19 protein-coding genes are annotated in these 25346 nt (G+C 34.5%); 13 read left to right on the plus strand and 6 right to left on the minus strand.

Going from position 1 to position 25346, the window contains the following annotated elements; all coding sequences use genetic code 11:
- Positions 1-204 precede the first annotated feature (204 nt).
- The 3 genes from ACM55G_RS10900 to ACM55G_RS10910 form a co-directional block, all read right to left on the minus strand.
- Positions 205-588 carry a hypothetical protein gene (locus ACM55G_RS10900; protein WP_416843956.1) on the minus strand — a complete coding sequence of 128 codons (384 nt, stop codon included), beginning with the start codon at positions 586-588 and terminating at the stop codon, positions 205-207.
- Between the two features lie 95 nt (positions 589-683).
- Positions 684-944, minus strand: coding sequence for a heavy-metal-associated domain-containing protein (locus ACM55G_RS10905; protein ID WP_416843957.1), 261 nt, complete (start codon positions 942-944; stop codon positions 684-686).
- Between the two features lie 359 nt (positions 945-1303).
- Positions 1304-3406, minus strand: coding sequence for a M3 family metallopeptidase (locus ACM55G_RS10910; RefSeq protein ID WP_416843958.1), 2103 nt, complete (start codon positions 3404-3406; stop codon positions 1304-1306).
- A gap of 330 nt (positions 3407-3736) precedes the next feature.
- Here ACM55G_RS10910 and ACM55G_RS10915 point away from each other — a divergent pair, with 330 nt between their 5' ends.
- Both ACM55G_RS10915 and ACM55G_RS10920 read left to right on the plus strand, forming a co-directional pair.
- A complete protein-coding gene (locus tag ACM55G_RS10915; RefSeq protein ID WP_416843959.1) occupies positions 3737-4099 on the plus strand; it encodes a hypothetical protein in 363 nt (120 codons plus the stop codon).
- 99 nt (positions 4100-4198) lie between these two features.
- A complete protein-coding gene (locus ACM55G_RS10920) occupies positions 4199-4774 on the plus strand; it encodes a DNA polymerase ligase N-terminal domain-containing protein (protein WP_416843960.1) in 576 nt (191 codons plus the stop codon).
- A gap of 97 nt (positions 4775-4871) precedes the next feature.
- Here the strand turns inward: ACM55G_RS10920 and ACM55G_RS10925 are convergent, their stop codons facing one another.
- Together ACM55G_RS10925 and ACM55G_RS10930 are read right to left on the minus strand one after the other, a co-directional pair.
- Positions 4872-5582, minus strand: a complete 711-nt coding sequence (locus ACM55G_RS10925; RefSeq protein ID WP_416843961.1) for a DUF4339 domain-containing protein — start codon at positions 5580-5582, stop codon at positions 4872-4874.
- 214 nt (positions 5583-5796) lie between these two features.
- Positions 5797-6579: an RMD1 family protein gene (locus tag ACM55G_RS10930; RefSeq protein WP_416843962.1), complete on the minus strand. Its 783-nt coding sequence runs from the start codon at positions 6577-6579 to the stop codon at positions 5797-5799.
- Positions 6580-6826: 247 nt separating this feature from the next.
- Here ACM55G_RS10930 and ACM55G_RS10935 point away from each other — a divergent pair, with 247 nt between their 5' ends.
- The 6 genes from ACM55G_RS10935 (at position 6827) to ACM55G_RS10960 (ending at position 14402) form a co-directional block, all read left to right on the plus strand.
- Complete coding sequence (locus ACM55G_RS10935; RefSeq protein ID WP_416843963.1) at positions 6827-7885, plus strand: glycoside hydrolase family 130 protein; 1059 nt, start codon at positions 6827-6829, stop codon at positions 7883-7885.
- A complete protein-coding gene (locus tag ACM55G_RS10940) occupies positions 7885-9174 on the plus strand; it encodes an MFS transporter (protein ID WP_416843964.1) in 1290 nt (429 codons plus the stop codon). Before ACM55G_RS10935 ends, ACM55G_RS10940 begins: the two co-directional genes overlap by 1 nt.
- Positions 9175-9221: 47 nt before the next feature.
- Positions 9222-10949, plus strand: a complete 1728-nt coding sequence (locus tag ACM55G_RS10945) for a hypothetical protein (protein ID WP_416843965.1) — start codon at positions 9222-9224, stop codon at positions 10947-10949.
- Positions 10950-10961: 12 nt separating this feature from the next.
- Positions 10962-12590: an alpha-amylase family glycosyl hydrolase gene (locus ACM55G_RS10950; protein ID WP_416843966.1), complete on the plus strand. Its 1629-nt coding sequence runs from the start codon at positions 10962-10964 to the stop codon at positions 12588-12590.
- A 50-nt stretch (positions 12591-12640) separates the two neighbouring features.
- A complete protein-coding gene (locus ACM55G_RS10955; RefSeq protein WP_416843967.1) occupies positions 12641-13156 on the plus strand; it encodes a cupin domain-containing protein in 516 nt (171 codons plus the stop codon).
- Between the two features lie 244 nt (positions 13157-13400).
- Positions 13401-14402 carry an LLM class flavin-dependent oxidoreductase gene (locus tag ACM55G_RS10960; protein WP_416843968.1) on the plus strand — a complete coding sequence of 334 codons (1002 nt, stop codon included), beginning with the start codon at positions 13401-13403 and terminating at the stop codon, positions 14400-14402.
- 276 nt (positions 14403-14678) lie between these two features.
- Here the strand turns inward: ACM55G_RS10960 and ACM55G_RS10965 are convergent, their stop codons facing one another.
- Positions 14679-16148: a glycoside hydrolase family 130 protein gene (locus ACM55G_RS10965; protein WP_416843969.1), complete on the minus strand. Its 1470-nt coding sequence runs from the start codon at positions 16146-16148 to the stop codon at positions 14679-14681.
- 604 nt (positions 16149-16752) lie between these two features.
- Here ACM55G_RS10965 and ACM55G_RS10970 point away from each other — a divergent pair.
- The 5 genes from ACM55G_RS10970 to ACM55G_RS10990 all read left to right on the plus strand — a co-directional run bounded on the left by ACM55G_RS10970 (position 16753) and on the right by ACM55G_RS10990 (position 24937).
- Positions 16753-17676, plus strand: coding sequence for a FecR family protein (locus ACM55G_RS10970; RefSeq protein ID WP_416843970.1), 924 nt, complete (start codon positions 16753-16755; stop codon positions 17674-17676).
- A complete protein-coding gene (locus ACM55G_RS10975) occupies positions 17666-18274 on the plus strand; it encodes an RNA polymerase sigma factor (RefSeq protein ID WP_416843971.1) in 609 nt (202 codons plus the stop codon). The genes ACM55G_RS10970 and ACM55G_RS10975 overlap by 11 nt, the downstream gene beginning before the upstream one ends.
- Positions 18275-18347: 73 nt before the next feature.
- Positions 18348-21809, plus strand: a complete 3462-nt coding sequence (locus ACM55G_RS10980; RefSeq protein ID WP_416843972.1) for a SusC/RagA family TonB-linked outer membrane protein — start codon at positions 18348-18350, stop codon at positions 21807-21809.
- 11 nt (positions 21810-21820) lie between these two features.
- Positions 21821-23305, plus strand: a complete 1485-nt coding sequence (locus ACM55G_RS10985; protein ID WP_416843973.1) for a SusD/RagB family nutrient-binding outer membrane lipoprotein — start codon at positions 21821-21823, stop codon at positions 23303-23305.
- A 105-nt stretch (positions 23306-23410) separates the two neighbouring features.
- Complete coding sequence (locus ACM55G_RS10990; protein ID WP_416843974.1) at positions 23411-24937, plus strand: alkaline phosphatase family protein; 1527 nt, start codon at positions 23411-23413, stop codon at positions 24935-24937.
- Positions 24938-25346: the final 409 nt, after the last annotated feature.

Raw genomic sequence — 25346 nt, forward strand, 5'->3', positions numbered from 1 at the left:
AGTATTTTAAAGGTAGTGCTTACTCAGAAAAGGGAGTCCGGAAGCGTTATAAACGGGTTAGGTTTTCTTGTTATAATCGAAAAAAATTGTAATAATCTGTTAAATCTGGGTTCTGTTCTACTATATAAATTTTTTCCACAGGTAACTTAAGAAATAATTGTTAATTTTAAAATACGTTTCTAATTTTTGTAAATCATACAACATTCACATCCATTTCGATAGAAAATTAATTAAATCTTCTCTCAAATCTTTAAATAGTTTCTCAAAAATGACGATACTTTCCCGGTGTTTTTTATGGTCTGAAAATTTTTCATTATCAATACCATTAGGATTATCGAGCGCTGCAGCATCAAGGTACACTTCGTGACTTTTAATATCATGACTTAGGATGTCGATTTGTTCCTTTTGGATAATTAGTTGATTATTAAAATGATCAGCTAAGGAGCGTACCTCATTAGATGTGTTTTTTTTTGCCACTTCCAAAATTCGGTTATCCATAATTTTAAGTTCATCTTTATAAAATGAAAGTTTGTCTAACCACGTTTTATGTTCTTCATGTAATTGATAGATTGTTTTTTTAGTTTCCATTTTTGTCTTTTTTAAATAATTTGAGATTAACTGAATCGGGTTGGTTTTAATTTTAGAGCTAATTGTGAAAACTAAAGAAAGGGGAGATTTGAATTTTAAAGCTGAAACATATCTTTTGGGATAACGTGAAAGCCTACGGATTTTACTTTGTTTTCAATGTCACTTATAGCTACCATTTTAGAGGTATGCACGGTGAATTCTCTGGGGAATATTTCAGCATTCAACAGCACATCTTTTATTCCATCGAGCCCTAAGACGCTGGCTTTAATTTCGATTAAATCAACTTCTTCTATAGCATTTGTTCCAAAAATTTGACCGTGATTTCCCGGTATTATATTGTCTTTTAATGCGCTCATGTTTTTATTTTTAAGATTATGAAAGTACTTTCAAGTTATTCAGACACATATTTAAGCTGTTTAAAGTTAGTGATTTAAGTTGTATTAATTGTGGAAAATAGAATAGAAAATATCGATTTTTGAGTTGTCAATCACAATCGATTTTATTGTTCAGTATGGAAATCTACTGTTACTGTTTTATGTAATGGGTAATGTCGTTATTTTTATATTGCTTAATCAGTATTTAAGGCAATCATTTGACTTTTTCAAAAATAGAAGTCGTGGTAAATAAAGAGATGTATTATCGTTTACCAATAGTTAAAACAAAATATCCTATTCTAAATTAAGTTTAAGAATGGGATATTTTGTTTTTGGAATAATTAATCGTCGGATTTTTTTGTAGGCGCCGCTGTTTGTTTTTTGTCTAAACCTCGTTTTCTTAATAAAGGTGCAACACTAGGTTCTGCTCCGCGGAAACGTTTATATAAGACCATTGGTTCTTCGGTTCCGCCTTTCTCTAAAATGTTTTTTCGGAATGATATGGCTTTTTCAGGATTGAATAAGTTGGTTGTTTTGAAGACTTCAAAAGCATCCGTATCCAAAACGCCTGACCAGATGTAACTATAATATCCAGCCGAATAGCCACCTGAGAAGATGTGATTGTAATACGTGCTTCTATATCTTGGAATGATGGCATTGATTAGGCCTATTCCGTCCATTGCATTTTTCTCAAAAGTATTGCTGTTTAATGTAATTGCCTCTTTTTGAGTGTGGTATTTTAAATCTAAAAACGAAGCTGCCAAATACTCTGTGGTCATAAAACCTTGATCAAAAGTGCTTGATTCTTGCATTTTTTTAATCAAATCATCCGGAATGACCTCTCCTGTTTGATACTGTTTGGCATACATTTTTAAAACTTCAGGTTCTCCGGCCCAATTTTCCATAATTTGCGAAGGTAATTCAACAAAATCTCTTGACACATTTGTACCGGCCAAACTTCGGTATGTTACATTCGATAATAATCCGTGTAAAGCATGACCAAATTCATGAAAAAAAGTTGTCACCTCGTCAAAAGTCAATAAAGCCGGACTATTTTCTGTTGGTTTAGAAAAATTGCAAACAATAGAAATTACTGGACCTTGTCTAAATCCATCAACTGTTTTTTGGGTTCTATAGGACGTCATCCATGCTCCGCCACGTTTAGAATTTCTAGGGTGAAAATCCATATACAAAACACCGACAGGCGTTCCGTCGGATTCTGAAACTTCCCATACCTCTACCTCTACATGGTACTTTGGTACGTCAAGTAAGGGTTTGAATTGTAAGCCGTATAAGTTTTGGGTAACTTGAAAAACGCCTTTTCGGACATTTTCTAAACTAAAATAAGGTTTTAATTCCTGCTCGTCCAAATCAAAACGTTCTTTACGGATTTTTTCAGTATAAAATCGCCAGTCGTAGGGTTGAACCGAATCATTGATTCCGTCTTTTGTCATCATTTCTTGAATATCTGCTGCTTCCGTTTTGGCAATTTCTAAAGCTGGCTCCCATAAATCATTCAAAAGTTTATAAACAGTTTCTGGAGTTTTGGCCATAGTTTCCTCCAAAACATAATGAGCATGCGTTTCATAACCAAGAAGTCTGGATTTTTCGCCGCGTAGATTTGCCAATTTCAGCGCATTTTCTTTATTGTCAAAATCGTCATCATGATTCGCACGGGTTTCATAGGCTTTCCAGATTTGCTGTCTTAAATTTCTATTGGCACTGTACTGCAAAAACGGAATCACACTGGAATTGGATAAGGTAAAAACCCATTTTCCCTCGTTTCCTTTTGATCTCCCCTCGGCAAGAGCAGCAGCAATTAATTCCTGAGGTAATCCGGATAAATCGTTTCTATCTTTGATAACCAATTTGTATGTATTGGTTTCAGCCAAAACATTTTGGCCATATTTCAAACAAGTCAGTGAAAGTTCCTCGTTTATTTTTCTCAGTTTATCTTTGTCTGAATCAGCTAAATTGGCTCCGCTTCGTACAAATGCTTTGTATAAATTATCTAAAACTTTAGCTTGTTCTGTATTCAGATTTAGCTTTTCTTTTTCATTCCAAAGTGATTTTACTTTTGAGAATAATTTTTCGTTCAAATAGATGTTGTCATTGTGTGCCGCTAAGTTTGGAGCAAGTTCTTTGGCTATGTTTTGAAGGTCATCGTTGGTATTTGCGCCATTCAAATTAGAAAAAACCATAGTAGCATTCAAAAGAAAGTCACCTGAATTTTCCATGGCAAGAATGGTGTTTTCAAAAGTAGGTACATCTGTATTATCTGCAATTTGATCGATTTCTGTCTGATGCCGTTTAATGCCCTCTAAAATAGCGGGTTTAAAATGTTCGTTTCTTATTTTATCAAAAGGCGGAACATTATACGGTGTATTATAGGGTTGAAAAAATGGATTCATTGCTTGATTTTGGTTTTTTTCTGGGTCTTCCATTGGTACCATTTTGTAGTTGTTTATAAAAAAAAATAATTTTTGTAAATTTAAAAGAATCAGACTTGATTAGAAAACCAAAGAATGTTACTTAACTTTATTTTAAGAATTTAAAGGGTAAAAAATCTTGTTTAAAATAAAAATGGATTCTTACCAAACTAACAATTAATTGAATTAATTTAGGGATTAGAAAGCTTAAAATTTGAAAAGAATGTATAAATCGTTTCCATAATAAAATAAGAATTAGAGGTTGTTTTTTATACTTATAAAATGCATTTTTATTTAAAAATGATTATCTTAGTGTTCTGTAAGTCAATTTAATAAAACATTAAAATGGAAAACAAAGATGACAAATTAAATCTAAATAATACGAAACCGGTTTCTAAAGATAAAAATAAAGTGCCGGATTCTCTTATTTATCCTCCAAGCGAAGATATTTATAATCAGTTCCACAAAGAAATGGAAATTGACCCGGAAGATATTACTAGAAAAAAAGCACCTGTTGAAATTAATAACGTCAGGGAATTGAATCAAAAAGATTTTTATGAGGATGAGTCTGGCAGTGACTTAGACGTTCCCGGATCTGAACTGGATGATGATCAGGAAGATATGGGAAGTGAAGACGAGGAGAATAACAATTATAGTATTGGCGGTGATAATCACAGCAATTTAGACGAAAATACAGGAAAAAGTTGAACCCAATCTAAATGTTTTTTTAGCTTGCATATTGACTAATTACACGAATATATCAATTTCATATTTTTTAGTTTTATTTTAACTCTAATTTTATTTATTATGATATCTTTAAATAAATACAATCAAAAGCGTAATTTTAAGTACATCAGTGAACCTGAAGGTGCTATTAAAAAATCTATAACCGAATTAGTTTTCGTCATGCAAAAGCACGCAGCATTTCATTTGCATTATGATTTTCGGTTGGAAATAGACGGAGTATTAAAAAGTTGGGTTTTACCTAAAGGGCCGTCGATGAATCCTGCGGATAAAAGACTGGCGATTATGGTGGAAGATCATCCTTATGATTACAAAGATTTTGAAGGAATTATTCCTGAAGGAAACTATGGTGCAGGAATTGTTATGATTTGGGATAATGGAAGCTATACCTTAGCGGATAATGAAGGCGTAGCTAATGTCGAAAAAAAATTAAATTGTGATTTGAAAGAAGGACATCTTAGTTTTATTCTTAATGGAAAAAAGCTCAAAGGTGAATTTGCATTGGTAGAACTAAAAACGAAAGATGATAATACTTGGCTTTTTATAAAGAAAAATGATCAATATGCAAGTAATGAGGATGTTTTGGATCAAGATAAGTCTGTGATTTCGAATATGACATTAGAAAGTTTAGAAAAATAGCTTGATTGAAAAGTTGTTTAAATTAAGGAAAACTCCAAAGTTTTGAAGCTTTGGAGTTTTTTTTGCTGTGGAATTCTTTTGATTCCTAAAATTAAGATTAGTGTATTGTTTCTATTTTTAAATACAATCGATCGGCTTCATTTTTTAGTTGTTTAATTTCGTTTTGCCAATGGATAATATCATCTTCTATCAAGTTAATCTGTTCCTCCCTTTCGATTTCTGTTCTTAATAATTTAAAGTCTTTGGCATCAATTAATTTATTTTGATCCTCCTCTAAATTAGCATTGTTGACAAATATTATTTTCTTTATTTCTAAAATTCTATAGTTGATAGAGTCTTTTTTTTCTTTTGAGAGTCTATCCGATTCTATTTTTTCTTGAATAGCAAGTTGTATTTTTTCCTCGTCAGTTTGTTTTTGTTGTAGTTCAATTTGTTGGTTTTGAAATTCGGTTTGGTGATTTTTCTGTTCAAATTCTAAACTTCTGTTTTCTTGATACGTATTGAAAATCAGTGTTCCAATAATTAAAGCTAAAATTCCACAAGCTAAAAAAAAGATACTTTTATCTAATCCTAAAATAGTTAGACTTACTACTTTTTTATTTTCTATTGGTAAAGCTGTAATGTTTTTCAGAGGTGGAGGAACTACAGCTAAAATGATTTTTAATTCAGGGATGTCTCCGGCATATTTCCATTCGTCCATACCTTCGAACCATATTAATGTTGTTTTTGTTATTTTTTTAGCTTTTAATTCGTCTAAAAAAAACGGACCACTGTTTTCAGTTCCGTTATGAATGTAATAGGTTTTCATTTATAATATTTAATGGAGTGCTTATTTATTCAGGTTCGGGAATTAGATTATATAGAATTCTCAGTGCTAAAACACAATTCACTTTTTTTCTTTAATAATTTATCCTTGTAAAAACAAAAATAACAAAAATGATTTTGTTTTTAGAATAAAGAATCAAAGAAATATTTTAGATTTCTTGAAGTAACAGGAAATCGGATGCAATAGCCTATAGGTTTTAATGAAAAAATAAAGCGATGGCAATCTCCATTGCAATTAATATGATAACCACCCATTCCAGGCGGGAGCTTTCTCGCACGTTCAGTACATCGGTGAACAACGTAAGATTGTTTTCTACAATTTGCAAGCGGTAATCGAGATCTTTAAAACGGGTATTGATATCAAAATTAGCTTTAAGATGGCGGTTGAGTAAATTGAGTTCTTCATTATCCCAAACGAGATTTGGGTCATCAAGAATATATAAATTGTCTACAATACTGTTCTTTACATTCAGGACTTTTCCAATGTATTTAAGCAAATTGGTTTTGGAAATACTGAGTTTTCCGTGTTGTTCTAATTCGAGAATGTAGTGTTTTGAAGAGGTAATGAGTTCGTCAGTCAATACTTCGTAATATTCCAGCGCAACAGATTGGGCAATATTAAGCATAACGATTCGCATGAGGGAGGAATCTATTTGAGAAACGGTGACATAATTGTTTTTTACTAGGACCTTTTGTATAGTTTCGTCAGTTTCAATGCGGTATTCTTCGGATAAATCCAAATCAACTAAAGTAGTGGCGTAATTTTTTATAAAGTTCACGAATTCACTTTTGGCAATCGCATCATAATTTGCAAAGACCACAACACCATAATCAAAAACATATAAAAAACGCTCATTCTCCACCAATGCATAAAATACTTCGGAAGTAGAGCCCGAATTTGCTTCAGCACGAAAATCTGTGCGAAATTTCTTCATATTGAAGGATTCCGCAATTTGAACAGCTTCGATTCTGATTTCCATAATCAAACTATTTTATACAAATTTAAGGACAATTCGGATTTTATATTCGTCTTTGAATTGTTTTTTTGTTTTAAATTATCAATAGTTGCGAATCTCTCTTTTACTAAATTGGATTTGTTTGTTCTAGATATGTGTAAATAAATAGAATAGTTGTTGATTTTATGATAAATTTACTATTAAATTACTTTTTTGTATCTCGCAAAGGATTTTAAAAAAAATAAAACTAAAAAACTAAAAATAGAATAGCATGAACGATATTGCAAAACGTTTCACACAAAACCCATTATTATCCCCAGCAGATCTTCCAGCTAGTAGAGAAGGTCTTGAAATTACTTGTCTCCTTAATCCAGGGGTATTTCAATTTGATGGGAAAACATGGCTTTTGGTTAGAGTTGCCGAAAGACCAAAACAAAATGACACCGTAATTTCTTTTCCAATTCTTACGGAAAGCGGGGCTATTAAAATTATTGAAATTCCTAAAGACGATCCGGAATTAGATGCCAGTGACGCCAGAGTAATTAATTATAAAGGAGTGGATTATTTAACTACTTTATCTCACCTGCGATTATTATGCAGTACCGATGGAAACCATTTTTATGAGCCAGAGAATTATCCGCCTTTAGTTGGTGAGGGATTGCTGGAAACATTTGGTATAGAAGACTGCCGGGTTACTTTGCTCGAAAATAAATATTACCTGACCTATACAGCAGTTTCTGATAATGGAGTAGGAGTAGGTTTACGCACTACAACCGATTGGAAAAACTTTCAATCCCATGGAATGATATTGCCACCTCATAATAAGGATTGCGCCATCTTTGATGAAAAAATAAACGGGATGTACTATGCTTTGCATCGTCCAAGCAGTGTTGATATTGGTGGGAATTATATTTGGATAACGTCCTCTCCAGATGGGTTGCACTGGGGAAATCACCATTGTGTTATAAAAACAAGAGTAGGACTATGGGATAGTAAAAGAGTGGGTGCCGGAGCTGCTCCCATAAAAACTGAAAAAGGCTGGTTGTCTATTTATCATGGAGCCAATGCTGCACATCAATATTGTTTAGGGGCTTTTTTAATGGATTTAAAAGATCCTACAAAAGTAATTGCACGCACTGAAGAACCTATAATGGTGCCAACTGCAACTTATGAATTGACTGGTTTTTTCGGGAATGTAGTATTTACAAACGGACATATTGTACAGCCTGATGGTGATACGGTCACTATTTATTACGGCGCTTCGGATGAGTTTGTTTGTGGTGCGGAGTTTTCTATCAAAGACATTTATTCACTTTTAAAATATAACTAATGTTCAAAAAATTACAAACAGAAATTAGTCATTTTAAAAGTCAGACCCACAATTTTCAAATATTAGTACTTACGAATCTGGTTTATGCCTTCGTTTTGCCTGTTATAGATATTTTTGTAGCTGCTTATGTGATGCGAAGTTCTAATGACCCCGTAAAAGTGGTGATTTATCAGCTTACTATTTATGCCGGAATTCCGCTAACTTTTTTATTGAACGGCTATTTGCTGAAACATTTTAATATCAGGAAATTATATTCGGCAGGAATGATGCTTAGTGGCGTTTCCATGATGATTATGATGTCATTAAAGACATTAGACTTAGTAGGAATAGGATTTGCAGGTATTACTATGGGATTGTCTTTTGGCTTTTATTGGTCTAACCGAGATTATTTGGCATTAGCCATCACCAATGATACGAATCGAAATTATTATTATGGTTTGGAAACCTTTTTTTACACGATCATAGCTGTAGTCATTCCGATTACAATTGGTTGGTTTATTGAGTCAAGCGGAGACGAAGCGCAAATTCACACGGCCTATTTAATTATTACCGGAATGGTATTTTTAGTAACTGTAGCAGCCTCTATAGTTTGTTTCAGAGGGACATTCCAAAATCCCGAACAGAAAAAATATGTTTTTTTTAAATTTCATCAGTTGTGGTATAAATTACTGTCTTTATCAGTATTGAAAGGCTTGGTACAGGGTTTTCTGGTAACAGCACCCGCCATGCTGATTATGTTATTGATAGGTAAAGAAGGAGCGCTAGGAACTGCGCAATCCATAGGAGCTATAATTGCTGCAGTAATTATGTATGTTTTAGGAAGGATTTCAAAACCTTCTGACCGAATAAAAATATTTACAGCGGGACTTGTTTTGTTTGCTTTAGGAGCGGTGATCAATGGGTTGTTATTTAATCAAACCGGTGTGATTATTTTCATCTTATTATTGCTGATTGCAAAACCACTAATGGATTTGGCGTATTTCCCAATTCAATTTAAAGTAATTGATATCGTTTCTAAAATTGAAAAAAGAGGCGAATTTGCTTATATTTTGAACCATGAGGCAGGATTATTTGCAGGGAGATTTTTAGGCGCGGGAACGTTTCTTATTTTGGCGTATGCCATTTCAACTGAAATTGCGTTGCGATATGCTATTGTTATCGTTGCTGTTTTGCAGTTGAGTTCTATTTTTGTAGCCAAGAAAATTATAGCAGAAGGGAAATTGCTTTCTCCGGATGAACCAGTAATAGATAGCAAAGTACGGAGCGAAGTAGCCGAAAAAATGGTATAATACCGATTAGTTTCTAAAAGTGTGTTACAATTAAATCAAAATATGAAATGAATACTATTTTCAAAATTACTTTTTCGGGTTTGTTTCTTATCCTTCTCGGGTTCAATGGAACAGCCCAAGTTAAACAACAAAACATAGCGCGTGTGGACCAAATGCCAAACTTGCCCAAACCATTTCAAATCATCGATTATAAAAAAATGGCGGTGCGTTTTGATAGTACCGTGTATGATTTCAATGCCAAAGGTAAATTTTGGCCGATGGTATGGATAGACAGCACAAAAAAGAATTTTCCACAAGACGTTGTTGGTATGTATACTGCCGTGGCTGACGTAAGACAAGGCACCAATAACAAAGGAATGTTTCATGAAGCACTCGCTACAATAGGAGCTACATTAGGGGCCAGTTTAATAGGTATAGACAAAAGCAAACAACAAAATTTGAATTATGTTGGTATGCTAAAAAATTATTTCAATACCGAAACAGGTTGGGACATTATGATGAACAATACGGCTCCGGAGGTCGCTTTATTAGGCGGTGGTTATGGCCGCGATTGGTGGTATGATGTGTATCCAAATCTCCTGTTTTATGCCGTTTATGATAAATACCCTAACGAACCTGGTTTTGAGGTAATCGCTAAAAGTATAGCCGAAAAATTCTTTAAGGCCGATTCTATTTTAAATGGAAATTATGATTATTCTTATTTTGATTACGGCAAAATGAAACCGATGAAAAACAACATTTGCGCACAACCCGATGCCGCGGCGGGGCATGCCTGGGTTTTGTATGCGGCGTATAAAAAATTTGGAGATCCAAGGTATTTAAAAGGCGCCAAAAGTGCATTGGCTGCGCTACAATCGCAACCTATAAATCCTACGTATGAATTGCTAATGCCTTTTGGGGCTTATTTGGCAGCAAGAATAAATGCAGAAGAAGGAGCAGAGCATTACGACACGAATAAAATGTTGGGTTGGACCTTCGATGGAACTGCAATTTGTAGGGAGGGTTGGGGTGTTTTGGTGGGCAACTGGAATGGAATGGATATTTCAGGTACCGTAGGTAGTACCGTGGATCATGGTGGTTATGGCTTTTTGATGAATACCTATGATATGGCTTGGCCGATGGTTCCAATGGTTCGCTACAATCAATCGTATGCAACGGCAATTGGGAAATGGATGTTGAATGCCGCTAATGCTTCACGCTTCTTTTATCCGCAGTACATGCCAGATGAGCATGAAACGATACCGCATCTTGCTGCAGTTAGCAAAGGAGTAATCGGGTATGAAGGCATCATTCGACAGTCTGGTTATAAAGCGTATGAAAATTTAAAAGGACCAGTGGCACAAGGTGACGGGCCGCTTTGGGTACTGGGACAAAATCCGGAAGAATCGCAATTCAGCGTTTATGGCAGTGGACACGTGGGTGTCTTCGGAAGCATTATCCGTCCAACGAATGTGAATGGAATTCTACAATTGAATCTACTGGCTACTGATTTTTATAGAGATAAAGCGTATCCTTCTTTTTTATATTATAACCCTTATACGATTAATAAAAAAGTTTTAATACAAACAGAGCAAGGAAAAAAAATCGATTTGTACAATACTGTTTCGGGGCGTTTTGTTGCGCGTAACGTTTCTTCTTCGGCTAAAATAAAGATTGCTCCAGAAAGTGCAGCGGTAATTGTCTGTATTCCATCAGGGGGGGGAATCACGTATCAAGGTGCTAAAATGTTAGTAAACGGAATTGTGGTCGATTATAAGTTTCAACAGAAAAAATAAAAGGATTTGCTTATGAAATGTAATCTGGTAATCGTTACACTACTTTGTTTTTTTTCCTTTGACAGTAGCTCAGTAACCGCACAAAATACGTTATACTCACAAAATTGGTGGAAAGAATCAGTCTTTTATCAGATTTATATGCCCAGTTATGCTGATAGTAATGGCGATGGATATGGGGATTTTATAGGAATGACCGAGAAGCTGGATTATTTGAAATCATTGGGTATAAAAGGAGTCTGGCTCACGCCATTTCTGACTTCTCCAAAGGTGGACAATGGGTACGATATTGCTAATTATTACGAGGTAGATCCTACTTATGGCAGCAAAGCTGATTTTGATAAATTTTTGAAGGAAGCCCATAAAAGAGGAATCAAAGTAATTATGGATATGGTTTTGAATCATACTTCTACGGAATGCAAATGGTTTCAAGAATCCCGCAAATCAATTGACAATCCGTATAGGGATTATTACATTTGGAAAGATAGACCCAACAATTGGGAATCTTTCTTTGGTGGAACAGCATGGGAAAAGGATACGTTGACCAATCAATATTACTATCATAAATTTGATAAAAAAATGGCCGATCTCAATTGGTCTAACCCTAAAGTGGTGGCTGAGGTTCAAAAAGTGCTTCGATTTTGGTTGGATACAGGGGTGGATGGATTTCGATTGGATGTGATTAATTTTTTAAACACTAACGGAATTACAGCTGATAATCCAGTAAAAGACAGGCTACAACAACACACCAACGACATTGATCAGGCAGGTGTAAAAGACGCAATGCGAATCATAAAATTGACTGTAAGCGAGTATGATAATCGGTTCATAGTAGGAGAAATAGGAAGCGATAAAATTGAGGTTTTAAAGCAATATCAATCGCAAGATTTATTGGATGTTGTCTTTAATTTTAACTTTGGAAGCATCAAAAATTTTTCCTCGAAACGTATTTTTGACGAGTTGCAAAGCATGGAAAAAAACATGAGTAATTACCCAACTTTGTTTTTTGGAAGTCATGATATGCCCCGAATGATGGACCGATTAGCCAAGGGGAATCCGGATAAAGCTCTAGCATTAGCGGCTTTGATGCTTACCGCTAAAGGAGTTCCCTTTGTTTATTATGGTGAAGAAATTGGGATGCGTAATAGTATTGCCAAGAATTTGAAAGGAATGGTTGACATTCAAGGAAGGACTCATTACGAATTGGCTTTGGCCAAAGGAAAAAATCCGGATCAAGCACTCGTTGAAGGAAATGATCACAACCGTGACAAATCCCGAAGTCCAATGCAGTGGAATGGAACTCCTTTCGCAGGTTTTTCAACTACGAAAACATGGATAAAAATTAACTCTGATTACAAAGAAACCAATGTTCAGCGTTTAATGAACAAAAAAAAGTCAATTCTTAACGGTTATAAAAAGTTGATTGCACTGCGAAATAATGAAAAAGTCCTGCAATATGGAAAATATGAAAGACTAGAACATCATAACAATCAAATTTTGTTTACCCGGTCTTTTGAAGGAGACCAAATTACGGTACTAATAAATTTTGGTAAAGAAACGAAAGTGAATGTTCCAAAGGGAGCAAAAATCCTAATGGGAAACTCAAAATTGAAATTAAACGCCTTTATTATTTATAAAAACTAGTAATAGCGGAATTTGATCAATCGAATATTTATTACTTCAAAACCATTATAATGAATCTAAACCTACCTGATAATTTAGAAAAAAGTACTGCTTTTGAACAGATTGCATTGGCATTAAAAAAAGAAAACTTTACTGTTATAAAACAAGATGAATCACGTCCTTGGGGAGGTTTTTTTGTGATTGACGAAAGTCAGGCAAATGCTTTTGCCGCTAAATTTTTCCCGCATCTTGAAATGGATGCGATCAGAATTACAAATAAGCTGAGTCCGAAAATTTTGGTTATAGCCCCAAATAAGCGTTTGTCATGGCAATTTCATAATCGCAGAGCAGAAATATGGAAAATTCTCTCCGGAATTGTTGGAGTAAAAACCAGTTTGACAGACGAAGAAGGAGTACTTCAAAAATTGGCTCCGGGTACTTTTATACAGTTGGACAAAGGAGAGCGCCATCGATTAATAGGATTAGATTCATGGGGAATAGTAGCAGAAATTTGGCAACATACAGACCCTCAAAATCCTTCTGATGAGGAGGATATAGTTCGTTTACAGGATGACTTCGGCAGATAAATAAAAGTATTGTTTTCTAGTTTTGGATACTATTGAAGTATTGGGATAGAAGTAAATAATTCTGGCTTAGTTCATATTTTTCTAATTGAAATACGAAGGAATCACATAAAGATGATTTCTTTATGATTTTCAATAGGGATAAATGAAAGTTCTTTTTAGTTTTAAAACATTATAATTCAATTAACATTGAAGAATATAGACCTTTGGTGTAAATGCTTAATTTTGTTCGAAATCTCAAATTTAAATGAACAAAAATATTCCAATTTCTATATTAGAATTAGCAATAATTACCCAAGATAGCAATGCCAGCGAAACTTTGCAAAAAACAAAAGAGGTGGCGCAACTTGCCGATAGTTTGGGGTATAACCGATTTTGGTTAGCCGAACATCATAATATGGCACACGTCGCTAGTTCGGCAACAGTTGTTCTGATTGGTTTTATTGCCAGTCAAACACAAAATATTCGAGTTGGTTCCGGTGGAATTATGTTGCCAAATCATTCTCCGCTTATCGTTGCGGAACAGTTTGGAACATTAGAATTGCTCTATCCCAACCGAATTGATTTGGGTTTAGGAAGAGCACCAGGAACGGACTCGATGACCGCACAAGCCATTCGAAAAGATTTCTTTGAACAATCACAACGATTTCCACAAAATGTGGCTGCACTTCAAGATTATTTTTCAGTGGAAAATGCCACTGCAAATGTGAGGGCTTTTCCTGCAGAGGGGACAAAAGTCCCTGTTTGGATTTTAGGTTCCAGTATGGACAGTGCTGCGTTGGCTTCTGCCAATGGATTGCCGTATGCATTTGCAGGGCATTTTGCCCCCAAACAGATGTTACAGGCTTTTGAATTTTATCGCGATAATTTTCAGCCTTCTCCATTTTTGGACAAACCCAAAACTATGGCATGTGTTAATGCGATCGCCGCCGATACGGATGAAGAAGCTGAAATTTTGTCAACCAGTTTGACGCAAATGTTTCTAAATTTAATTCGAAACGACAGAAAAGGACTGCAACCTCCCGTTGATTCTTTAGAAGGTATTATGAGCGATGCGGAGCGTTTTCATGTAAACCAAATGACTGCTTGTTCATTTGTTGGAAGCAAAGAAAAATTAGCAACCGAATTGCAGCAATTTATAGCTTATTCAGGTGTTGATGAATTGATGATTACCAGTCCGATATTTAATCATCAGGACAAACTAAAAAGTTTGCGACTCGTGAAAGAAGTTGTCGATACTTTAAAATAATATTTTGCTTAAAGTATAGGAATCGTTTGAAAATAAAAAACTGAAACAAAAGCGGGATCACTGAAAAAGTATCGGTTTTTTGTAATTAGATTTTTTTAGACAATTAAGCAAAACTCGATTTCACTTAAGAAACTCATTTTCATGATAAAAAAAGAGTAGAAAATCTTATTTTTCTACTCTTTTAATTAAATCTAAATTTTTAAGTGGACTAAAAAAACTTGAGGTTTTCTTTTTAGAATAGCCGGAATTTTTATGTTTGGAGTATCTTAAAATAAACTATGATTTACTTTGCTTCAAAGCATCCATCAATTCTAACATATCCACCACAGCATAAGTAGAAGAATAGTCAGATACTGCATAAGGTAATATAAGGCTGTTGTTGTGAATAATTGAACCGCAAGAATACACCACATTGGGTACATAACCTTCTCTTTCATCTTCTAGTGGGGAAAGTAAGGGTTCTTTAAGTCTGCCAATTTCCTTCGAAGGATCATCAAGATCAAATAGCGAAGCCCCTATGCAATATCGTCTCATGGTACCTACACCATGGGTAAGAACCAGCCAGCCTTCTTCGGTCCAAAGTGGTGATCCACAATTTCCGATTTGTGTAAATTCCCATGGATAACGCGGTTCTTGAAGTAAAACAGGATCGTTCCATTGCGTAGCCCTATCTGAAAACATAAGGTAATTGTTAACCCCATCTATTCTGGAAAGCATGGCATACTTGCCTTTTATTTTTCTAGGAAATAGTGCGAGGTTTTTATTTTCAGCACCAACCCCATACAAGGGCATTACACGAAACGTATAAAAGTCTTCGGTAGAAATAAGTTTTGGAAGAATCACATGACCATTATAAGCTGTATAGGTAGCCATTACTTTACATGATTGATCATCATCCATAAAGCACACAAAGCGGGCATCTTCAATACCGCGACTTTCAGAATCTGATATCGGAAATATAACACGTTCGGTAATATCGGAATCGTGCTTAAATTGTAAATCATAAAACGAATCAGCCAACCAGATCACTTCTTCGAGGGCCGTTCTCCTCTCTTGGCGAATCATTGGATCGCATAAGGCTTTGGTTACCATACTTTTTAACACGGCATACTCAAATTCATTCGGTAATTCCTGCATAATATGGGCCGAGTATTTGTTCGACGTATGCATTTCTGCCAATTTTATCAAAAATCGTTCTTTGTTATATAGCGTTTTGTGTACAATCTCAGCTTTATCAATGTTATTGCCAATTTTCATCACATGTAGATTGTTATTCTTATCCAGAATTCCTCTTCTAAAAACGATTGATGAGATATGACCTTCGCCAGTGGCACGGAAAGAAATAACGATCCGTTTTTCACCAATTTCAAGGCCCGACTGATCGAAATCTGCCACAATAGAAGGGTTGAAAAAAGCTGCTGATTCTATAGCGTACTCCATTGTACAGTAAGAACCAATGAGCATTTTTCGTTCAGCAGACAGGCCGTCATAATTGATTTGCATCCCTTCAATGATTCCTCTAATTTTTTCACAATGCCTGAAAAATGTGCTTGAAATATTTCGATGCCGTCTGGCAAACTCCCGAAGTGTATGTTCTAGGGTCTCTACGACTTGTTTTTCGTCTAACATCATTATATGGCTTACCATTTTTTGGGTACGTTTATCGCCGTTTATAAAATATCTGGCAACAACCCTCTTAGAATCAGGGCTAAATATTACATTTTTTCGGATGACAGAAACTCGCATAGTTTTATTTTTAAATTATAAGGAGTGTGCTTTTACTGTATTAATGAAACTCGGTTAGATATTGAATCATTATATAGTTTTGGAATCTCTTAAATCATTTGGGATTTTGAAAGCTAAAACTTTCAATTATGCTTTATATCAAAATTACGAAAAAATAAAGTTAAAAAATTGGTTTTCAGTATGAATGCTGTTTTTTATTCCTAATAATGAAATGTTACAGAAATAAAATTTTAAATATTGATCCGGATTAGCATTCTATTTTTAATTGATTAATAAAAAAGTAAATCACATCATAAGTCCAGGTTTTTATAAAAACAGTACTGGCTTCTAGAATCAATCCTAGCTGCTTTTAAAAATATAAAATTTGGTAACAATTAAATGTAGAAAACCCGAAACTTGCGTTTCGGGTTTTGATTCCGCGGTGAAAGAGGGATTTGTACCTCTCTCTTGGGCTATTAACAATTCATTAACGATATCGTGTCGATTTGATGGTATTAAAAACTAGGGGTATTTCTCTTATTTTGACTCCTATAAACAAAGGGAAATATTTATGTTGAATGTTAGTCAAAAGGAAAAAAAATGCGTGAGATATATTGCCTGTGAAATGTCAAAAGCAGAGCGATCTGTATTTGAAATCGAATTGTCTTTAGACGATGATCTACTAGCTGTATTTGAAAATTTTAAAACAATTTGGATTAGTTATCCCAATAGTGAATTGCCAAAAAGAACTATTTCTTTCGAAGAAATCCTTAACAAATATAATAAACCAGAAAAGGTTAAATCTGTAAAAGTTTCCATAAAAAAAAAGGCAGTGCTATCTATGGCTTTCCTATTGGTTTTTTGTCTGGGGTTTTATTTCATTGGAATGACACAATCTGAATATACAAATCATAGAATTGCTCTTAAAGGGCAGCGCCTTACTTTTATTTTACCGGATAGCAGTACTGTTATTTTAAATTCGGGTAGTGAAGTTAAATATTCCAGTGATTTTGGAAAACAAAGAGATATTTGGTTGGAAGGAGAAGCGTTCTTTAAAGTTACAAAGAATATTAATTCTCCTTTTATTGTCCATACCAATGATTTTAATGTGAAAGTTTTAGGAACAGAATTTAATGTCAGTAGTACTATCGTTAATCAAACGGTTTCTTTAGCAAAAGGAAAGGTACATGTTTTACTTAAAGAAAGTAAGGATGAGATTAACCTAATACCAAATGAAGAATTAGTTTGGAATTCTAAAACCAAAGTAGTGATTAAAAGAAATTTTGATGTTAATAAGGTTTCTGCATGGAAAGACAATATACTCATTCTGGATGATGAGAAATTTAAAGACGCACTTCTAAAAATTAATCAATTCTATGGAGTGAATTTTATCATTAAGGATGCAGTCATTGCAAATCAACATATAAAAGGTGCTTTTAAAAACCTGACAATTGATGAATTTATAACTTCTCTAGAGTTTATTTCAGATGTAACCATAATAAAAACCATTCAAAATAACATCGAGATTACCAAGTACCATGAAAATTAACCCAACAAAAATTGGCAGTAGTGATTGCTTTTCAGACGATTATTTATTTCAACAAATTCGGAATGGCCAATACGAGGCGATGGAACTTTTCTTTAATAGGTATTATACTCCTTTGTGTCGTTTTGGAATGAGTTATGAATCAAACTCTTGCCTTGTCGAAGAAAAAGTCGCTGATATTTTTATTCAGTTGTGGAACAATAGAAATATTATTGATAAAATTAAAAACCCGAAATCCTATATCTATGTAATAGTAAAAAACAATTTAAAAACAGCACGGAAATCAGAGCACTTTCATCAACAAATCGATGAAGAAAAAACTATAAATACTATGTTTTCTCCTAGTAGGGAGCAGGAGATTATTGAAAATGAACAAAAGGAAATAAATACCAGTTTGATACGTGAAATCTTAGATATTATCCCTAAAAAATCACGTCAGGCCTTTGAACTCAGTAGAATCGATGGACTAAAATACAAAGAAATTTCGGAAATTCTAAACGTCACTCCTAAAACGGTTGAAAATCACATAGCTATCGCACTAAAATATATTAGTAGAGCCTTGGAGTCCTATAAAAAAAGAGGGTTAGTTAACTCCATTTAGTAATGAGTACAAAAACTAGCTTTTTTTAAGATCAGTTTAGTTTGAAAAACAACAATAAATAATCATAGATAAAATGAAACAAAAAATTATACTAACCTTATCCTTATTACTACTGTTTGGTATTGAGGTGACTTACTCGAATACTTCAAATAAAAGTATTGTTGAAGTAAATGCAGCTATAAAAGAGAAAATTAATTTAAACCTAAAAGACGTATCGATAAAGCAAACCTTTATCCTCATAGAACGACAAATAAACAATAAGTTTATTTATATGTCAGACCAAAATTTTCTTCAAAAGAAAATTTCCATTACGATAAACAACCAAGATCTAAACCAAGTTTTAGCGGTTTTAAAAACGAAGGCTAGTCTTGATTTTAAGATCACTAAAAGTGGTGTTTTAGTAAAAGAAGTGATTGGAATTACTCCTAAAATCATTCCTAAAAAGGACCAAGAAAATCGAAAAATTACAGGAATGGTTTTGGATGAATCTAATTTGCCTATTCCTGGTGCTTCTGTTTTTGTAGCAGGAACTAGGATAGCTACAACCACTGATTTTGACGGGAAATTTACTTTAAATGTTCCTGTAGACGCAACTATTTTGTCAATTAGTTATGTGGGATTTCAAACTAAAGAAATCAATATTGAAAATAAGATCGAAATTAAAGTAGTACTCAATCAAGACGAAACGTCTCTAAAAGAGGTAGTTGTAACAGCCTTAGGTATAAAGCGTGAAGAAAAATCATTGGGATATGCCGCACAATCACTGGGTGAAAATGCTGTAAAAGATGCCAAATCAAATAACTGGGTAAATTCTCTTTCTGGAAAAGTTGCGGGTCTAAATATACAGGGATCTGGTGCAGGTCCTATGGGTTCTTCCAGAATAACACTTCGAGGTGAGTCATCACTTAATCTTGATAATAACCAAGCTTTAATAGTTTTGGATGGAGTTCCTGTGAGTAGTAAGATTACAGGTACAGGATTCTCTTCTCACCTCTCACAGGATAGCCCCGTTGATTTTGGGTCTACATTATCAGATATAAATCCCGAAGATATTGAAAAAGTTACGGTATTAAAAGGTGCTGGTGCAACTGCTTTATATGGAACTAGAGCCGCTGGTGGTGCAATTATTATTACTACCAAGTCGGGCAAGACTAAAGATAAAGGAATAGGAGTAACAATTAGTAGTAATTTTAGTTTTGATCAAGTAAATCGTTGGCCGGATTACCAATTTGAATATGGAGAGGGACGAACAGATAAATACTATTCTTACTTAGATAGCGCTGATGGTCTAAATACAAGTACAAATGTAGGTGCAGGAAGGGCATGGGGACCAAAATTTGACGGACAGTCCTATTTTCAATATAATCCTAATGCTGCAGATGGTAAACCTACTGAACGTACTCCGTGGGCTGCTAACAAAAATTATATTTCTGGATTTTTTAAAACAGGTACTACACAATCAAATAGTATCGCATTAGAAGGGGGAAATGAGAAAGGGTCTACCAGATTATCGATTACTCATCTTAAAAATGATTGGATTCTTCCCAATACTGGTTTTGAAAGAATAAATGCTTCTTTATCTGTAAATCAACAAATCTCTGATAAGCTCAAGATAAATGGTAAGATGAATTATACGAACAAAAAAAGTGATAATCTTCCAGCTGCCGGATACAATAATCAATCGATTATGTATTTTCTTATGATTGGTACAGCTCCAAATATAAAACCGGAATGGTTTAAACCTTATTGGGAGCCTGGACTTGTTGGTGTTAAACAAAAGAATCCCTTCAATACAGGGCCTGACAATCCTTATCTTGGAATGTATGAAATGCTCAACAAAATGAACAAACATGGGGTGATTGGAAACGTATCAGCAACGTATCAGTTTACTAATAAGCTTGAATTTATGGTGCGCTCTGGTCTGGACATGTCAAATGAATTCAGATCACAACAACGTCCTTTTAGCATGACTAAATATGCTCGAGGAATGTATAGGGAACAAAATGTATTTAGTTATGAAATAAATACGGATGCCTTGTTAACCTATAAGAATGCACTAAATGATAATATTAATTATAACCTTACAGCTGGTACAAATTCAATGAGACAAAACTATGATTTTGCAGGACTTTATGCGGATCAGTTATCTCAGCCTGGTATTTACCAAATATCAAATAGCTTGGATCAAGCAGTTGCAGATCCTTTAAAAACAAAGAAAGCGATTAATAGCTTTTATGGTTTAGCACAATTTTCCTATCAAGAAAAAATATTTTTAGATATTACGGGTCGTAATGACTGGTCAAGTACTTTGCCTTACGGTAACAATTCCTTTTTCTATCCTTCGATTAGTTCTAGTTTCCTGATTCACGAGATAGCAAACTTACCGTCTGTTTTCTCCTTTGCTAAATTTAGAGTTTCGTGGGCACAAGTTGGTAACGACACTAGACCATACCAAACCGATAAATATTATGACAGGATATATGGTAATAGCTTTACCAACACAACAACATTATTCAATGCTAATTTAAAACCAGAGATAACTTCTAGTATAGAAACGGGTATTGATTTTAGAATGTTTAAAAACCGCTTATCGATTGATATGGCTTATTACAATAATAATAGTCGCAATCAAATTTTAGCAATTCCTTTAGACCCCGTGTCCGGATACTCAAATGCAATGGTAAATGCAGGTTTAATAAACAGTAGAGGAATGGAGCTTGCTATAACAGGAAAATTAATAGCAAAAAGTAAATTCAAATGGAATAGTACCCTCACTTGGAGCCGCAATAGAAGTTATGTTAAAGAACTTGCTCCAGGCATAACAAACCAGGTTATTTACAACCATGAAAGTAATGTTAGCATTGAAGCCAGAGTAGGTGGCAGAATGGGAGATATGTACAGTAGAGGTTTTCAGAGATCTCCAGACGGTCAGATTATTTATACTTCAGCCGGTTTACCTGCTACACTAGATCCTATAATGAAAAAACAAGGTAATGCTTTTGCTGACTGGAAAGCTGGATTGATGAATGAGTTTACTATCGGAAAAGTGAGACTGAGTTTTCTTTTAGACGGACAAAAAGGAGGTAGTATGTATTCCCAAACCAATCATAAGAATAATACATTGGGAAAAACCAAGGTTACGCTTCCTGGTCGTGATGGTGGAATTATTGGTCAAGGTGTCGTTTTACAATTAGATGGAACGTATCTTCCTAATACCGTTAGAGTAGCAGCAAGTTCCTACTATGAAAATTATTATACCATCAGTAATGGAGAAACTAATATTTTCGATGCTTCTTTTATCAAACTAAGAGAAGTTCGTATCGAATTTAATTTACCTAACAGCCTCTTAAAAAAGGTAGGAATGAAATCTGCAAGTCTTGCTTTTTACGGAAGAGACTTATTTAATTTTACCAAGTTCCCAGGTTTTGATCCCGAAGGAGGAAATCTAAATAATGGCACACTAACTCCAGGTGTAGAATTAGCTCAATTTCCTTCTACCAGAACGATAGGAACCAATCTTATCCTTAAATTTTAAATTAATAGATTATGATAAAAATAAATAAAAAATATAGTTTTCTCTTTTTGGTTGTACTACTTATATCTTCTTGTACAAGAGATTTTGAAGAGATCAATACAGATCCAAACCGTCCGAAACAAATTACTCCCGGAGTTATGTTGGGTCAGTTACAGTTTAGAATTGTAAATACAAGTATGACTGCTTCTCGGAGTTTCACACATGAGCTCATGCAGGTTGATGCGCCTCGTTCTAGTCCATCAGGAGTTGGACTGCATAGGTATGTAGTTAATCCAGGTTCGGCAGTCTGGTCTAACTTTTACGGATATATGACTGATATAGAGGATATATACAAAAGCTCCGAAATTTTACAGGAAAACAATTACAAAGCAATCGCTTTGATTTATAAATGTTGGGCCTATTCTATTCTTACTGATTTGTATGGAGATGTTCCCTACTCCCAAGCAATTAAGGCTACTCAAGGCAACTTTAAACCTGCATTTGACAAACAGAAGGATATTTATATTAAAATTCTAAGGGATCTTGAAGAGGCTAATACCTTGCTTAATTCAGCCAAAGCCCTTACTTACGGAGGAGATCTTTTATACAATTCCAATAGCCTTTCGGGAGGGACAAATCCCGGAATTGTTAAATGGAAAAAATTCACCAATTCATTACGACTTCGATTGCTGCTCCGATTGTCAAAACGCAACGGGGAAATCAATAGCAACGAACAAATTACAGCGATTCTGGCTGATCCTGTAAAATATCCTGTATTTACAAGTAATGCTGATGATGCGATTTTTAAATACACAGGGACATTCCCTTATTACAATCCATATTTTAATATGAGGCAACTAGAATGGAGAGATGGAACCTATGTAACTAAATTCTTTATTAACAAAATGAATACGGATAATGACCCAAGAAGAACTTTATGGTTTGGTACAGTAAGCGTTGGTGGCCAAAATATTTACCAAGGCATTGAAAGTGGGTATCCTATTTCTACAGAATATCAGGTGGGAAAAAATACTAGTTACAATGATATTATGAAAACCTTACCACAACTTGGTGTAATGATGACTTGGTCTGAAGTAGAGTTTATTAAAGCAGAACTTGCTTTAAAAGGCTTTACTACGGGAAAAAACCCAAAACAACATTACGAAACTGCTATAGCAGCTTCAATGACGCAATGGGGTGTAACGATGCCTCCAAATTATCTAGCTCAAGCAGGTGTAGTTTATGATCCCAACACTTCAACAGAAATTCAGTTAGAAAGAATCATTTCACAAAAATATTATGCTTCCTTTTTTGTTGACTATCAGTCATGGTTTGAAAAAAGAAGAACTGGATATCCAATTTTACCAAGAGGATCGGGAATACCAGTTGAAAATGCATTTCCAAATCGTGTGCCTTACCCAACTTATCTACAATCGCTTAATCCGGAAAATCTAGCATTAGCTTCAGCCTCAATTGGTGGTGATACTAGCGCAACCAAAGTATGGTGGGATAAATAATATTTTAAAAACCAAGGAGTTTACAACTTATAACACTGTAAAAATCTATTCAAAAACATATTTGCAGGTTACATTAAATTACAGTTAAATCAAATATAATATATAATGAAAACAGTACCTAAAAAAATTTTAATCCTATTTTCGGCTTTACTGCTCACAAATACGATTCTAGCTCAGACAAAATCTAGTACATCTAACCTCCGAACATTAATTGTCTTTTTTGATGGCCTAAGGCCCGATTATATCACCCCTGAATTAATGCCAAATGTATATTTATTCAGTAAAAAAGGAAGTTATGGTAAACAACATCATAGTGTATTCCCCACGGTAACTAGGGTTAATGCATCCTCGTTATCTACCGGTTGCTATCCAGGCAGTCATGGACTAATGGGGAATACGGTTTATTTTCCTGAGATAAAAGAAACAGCAGGTTTAAACACGGGTGATGCAGCCGAATTAAATAAAATCGCTAAAGCAACAGACAATCATTTATTGACATCCGTTTCACTAGGAGAGGTTTTAGAACAAAACGGCTCAAGCTTATTCGTTTTTAGCTCCGGTTCAACTGGACAAGCCTTAATGCAAAATCATAAAGTAAGTGGAGGAGCAATCATTAATACCACGATGATTCTACCGGAGTCTTTGAAAACTAAAATACTTAGTGAAATTGGAGCAGCTCCAACCGGTCTTGGAAATCACAAATGGCTAACAGATGCAGTAATAAAATACGGTTTAACATTAGATGGTCCATTAGTAAGTACCCTATGGTTTGGTGACCCAGATTCGGCTGCTCATAAAAATGGAATAGGATCCCCTGAAGCCATTGAGTCTATCAAATATGTTGATGAACAGTTTGGAAGAATTATTAAAGCTCTTGAATTAAAAGGACTCGATCAAAACTTTAATGTTGTCATTTCTTCCGATCATGGTTTTGTGACACATATTGGGAAACTAGGCCTTACAGATTTCTTAATTCAGAAAGGACTAAAAAAAGACAAGGAATCAACAGAAGTAGTGGTTGCCGAAGGATCAATTTATGTGAAGGATCATGACGAAAAGAGCATAAAAAATATTGTTGCAGCCTTGCAGGAGCAGAAATGGATAGGCGGTATTTATACTAAAGCTTCAAAAGAAGGAGACCTAAAAGGTGTTGTAGAAGGGACTCTTTCTTTCGAAACTATACATTGGGATCATGACCGATCAGGAGATATCCTAGTTGATATGAACTGGAATGATACCAAAAACGAAGCGGGATATGCAGGTGCAAGTTTCGCAAGAGGCGTTGCAGGTCATGGTGGCTTTAGCCCTTATGAAATTCATATCGCATTATTAGCTAATGGTCCTAGTTTTAGGAAGAACTTCGAAGGTAATTTACCTACATCTAACGTAGATATAATTCCCACTATTCTACACCTCCATAATTTAAGTCTTCCTAAACAAATGGATGGTCGCGTGATGTATGAATTGCTCTCAGAGAATCCTCCAGCTGACACTCCTAATTCAGCTAAGATTGAAACAATCAAAACGGAAACAAAGCTACCTTGGGGAGTTTATAAATTAGAATTGGAAAGATCTGTTTTAGGAAAATATAATTATCCTAATTTCACGAAAGTAATTAGAAAGGAAAAATAATAATATTGACTCTATTATAAAATTAAAGATGGTGTCTTAAATGCTAGGACACCATCTTTTTTTGTTCCAAAAAATAGTCGTAAATACGTTAGGAGATTAAATTACTTTTCAAGAAACTAAAACAAAACGTCCAAGTACGGTAATTACTAGGATTGCAGGTTTTTTATGGTCTGATTTTTAGTTTTGTCGGTTAGTAGTGACATATTATAGTAATGAAAACATGTGATTCGAAGAGACTCAGAAAATTTACGAACTCAATATGCACGTTTTTAGCAATTTAAAGATTAGGTTAAGAAATTATCAAAAAAAAGCTTTAAAAAAGCTTGATAAAGCGAATAAAGGGGCTACTTTTGCACCCGCAACAACGCAGACGTTCTTTAACAAACTGGCAAGTAATACGAATTAAACT

It is taken from the genome of Flavobacterium algoriphilum (genome assembly GCF_048158655.1).
Classification (GTDB): domain Bacteria; phylum Bacteroidota; class Bacteroidia; order Flavobacteriales; family Flavobacteriaceae; genus Flavobacterium; species Flavobacterium algoriphilum.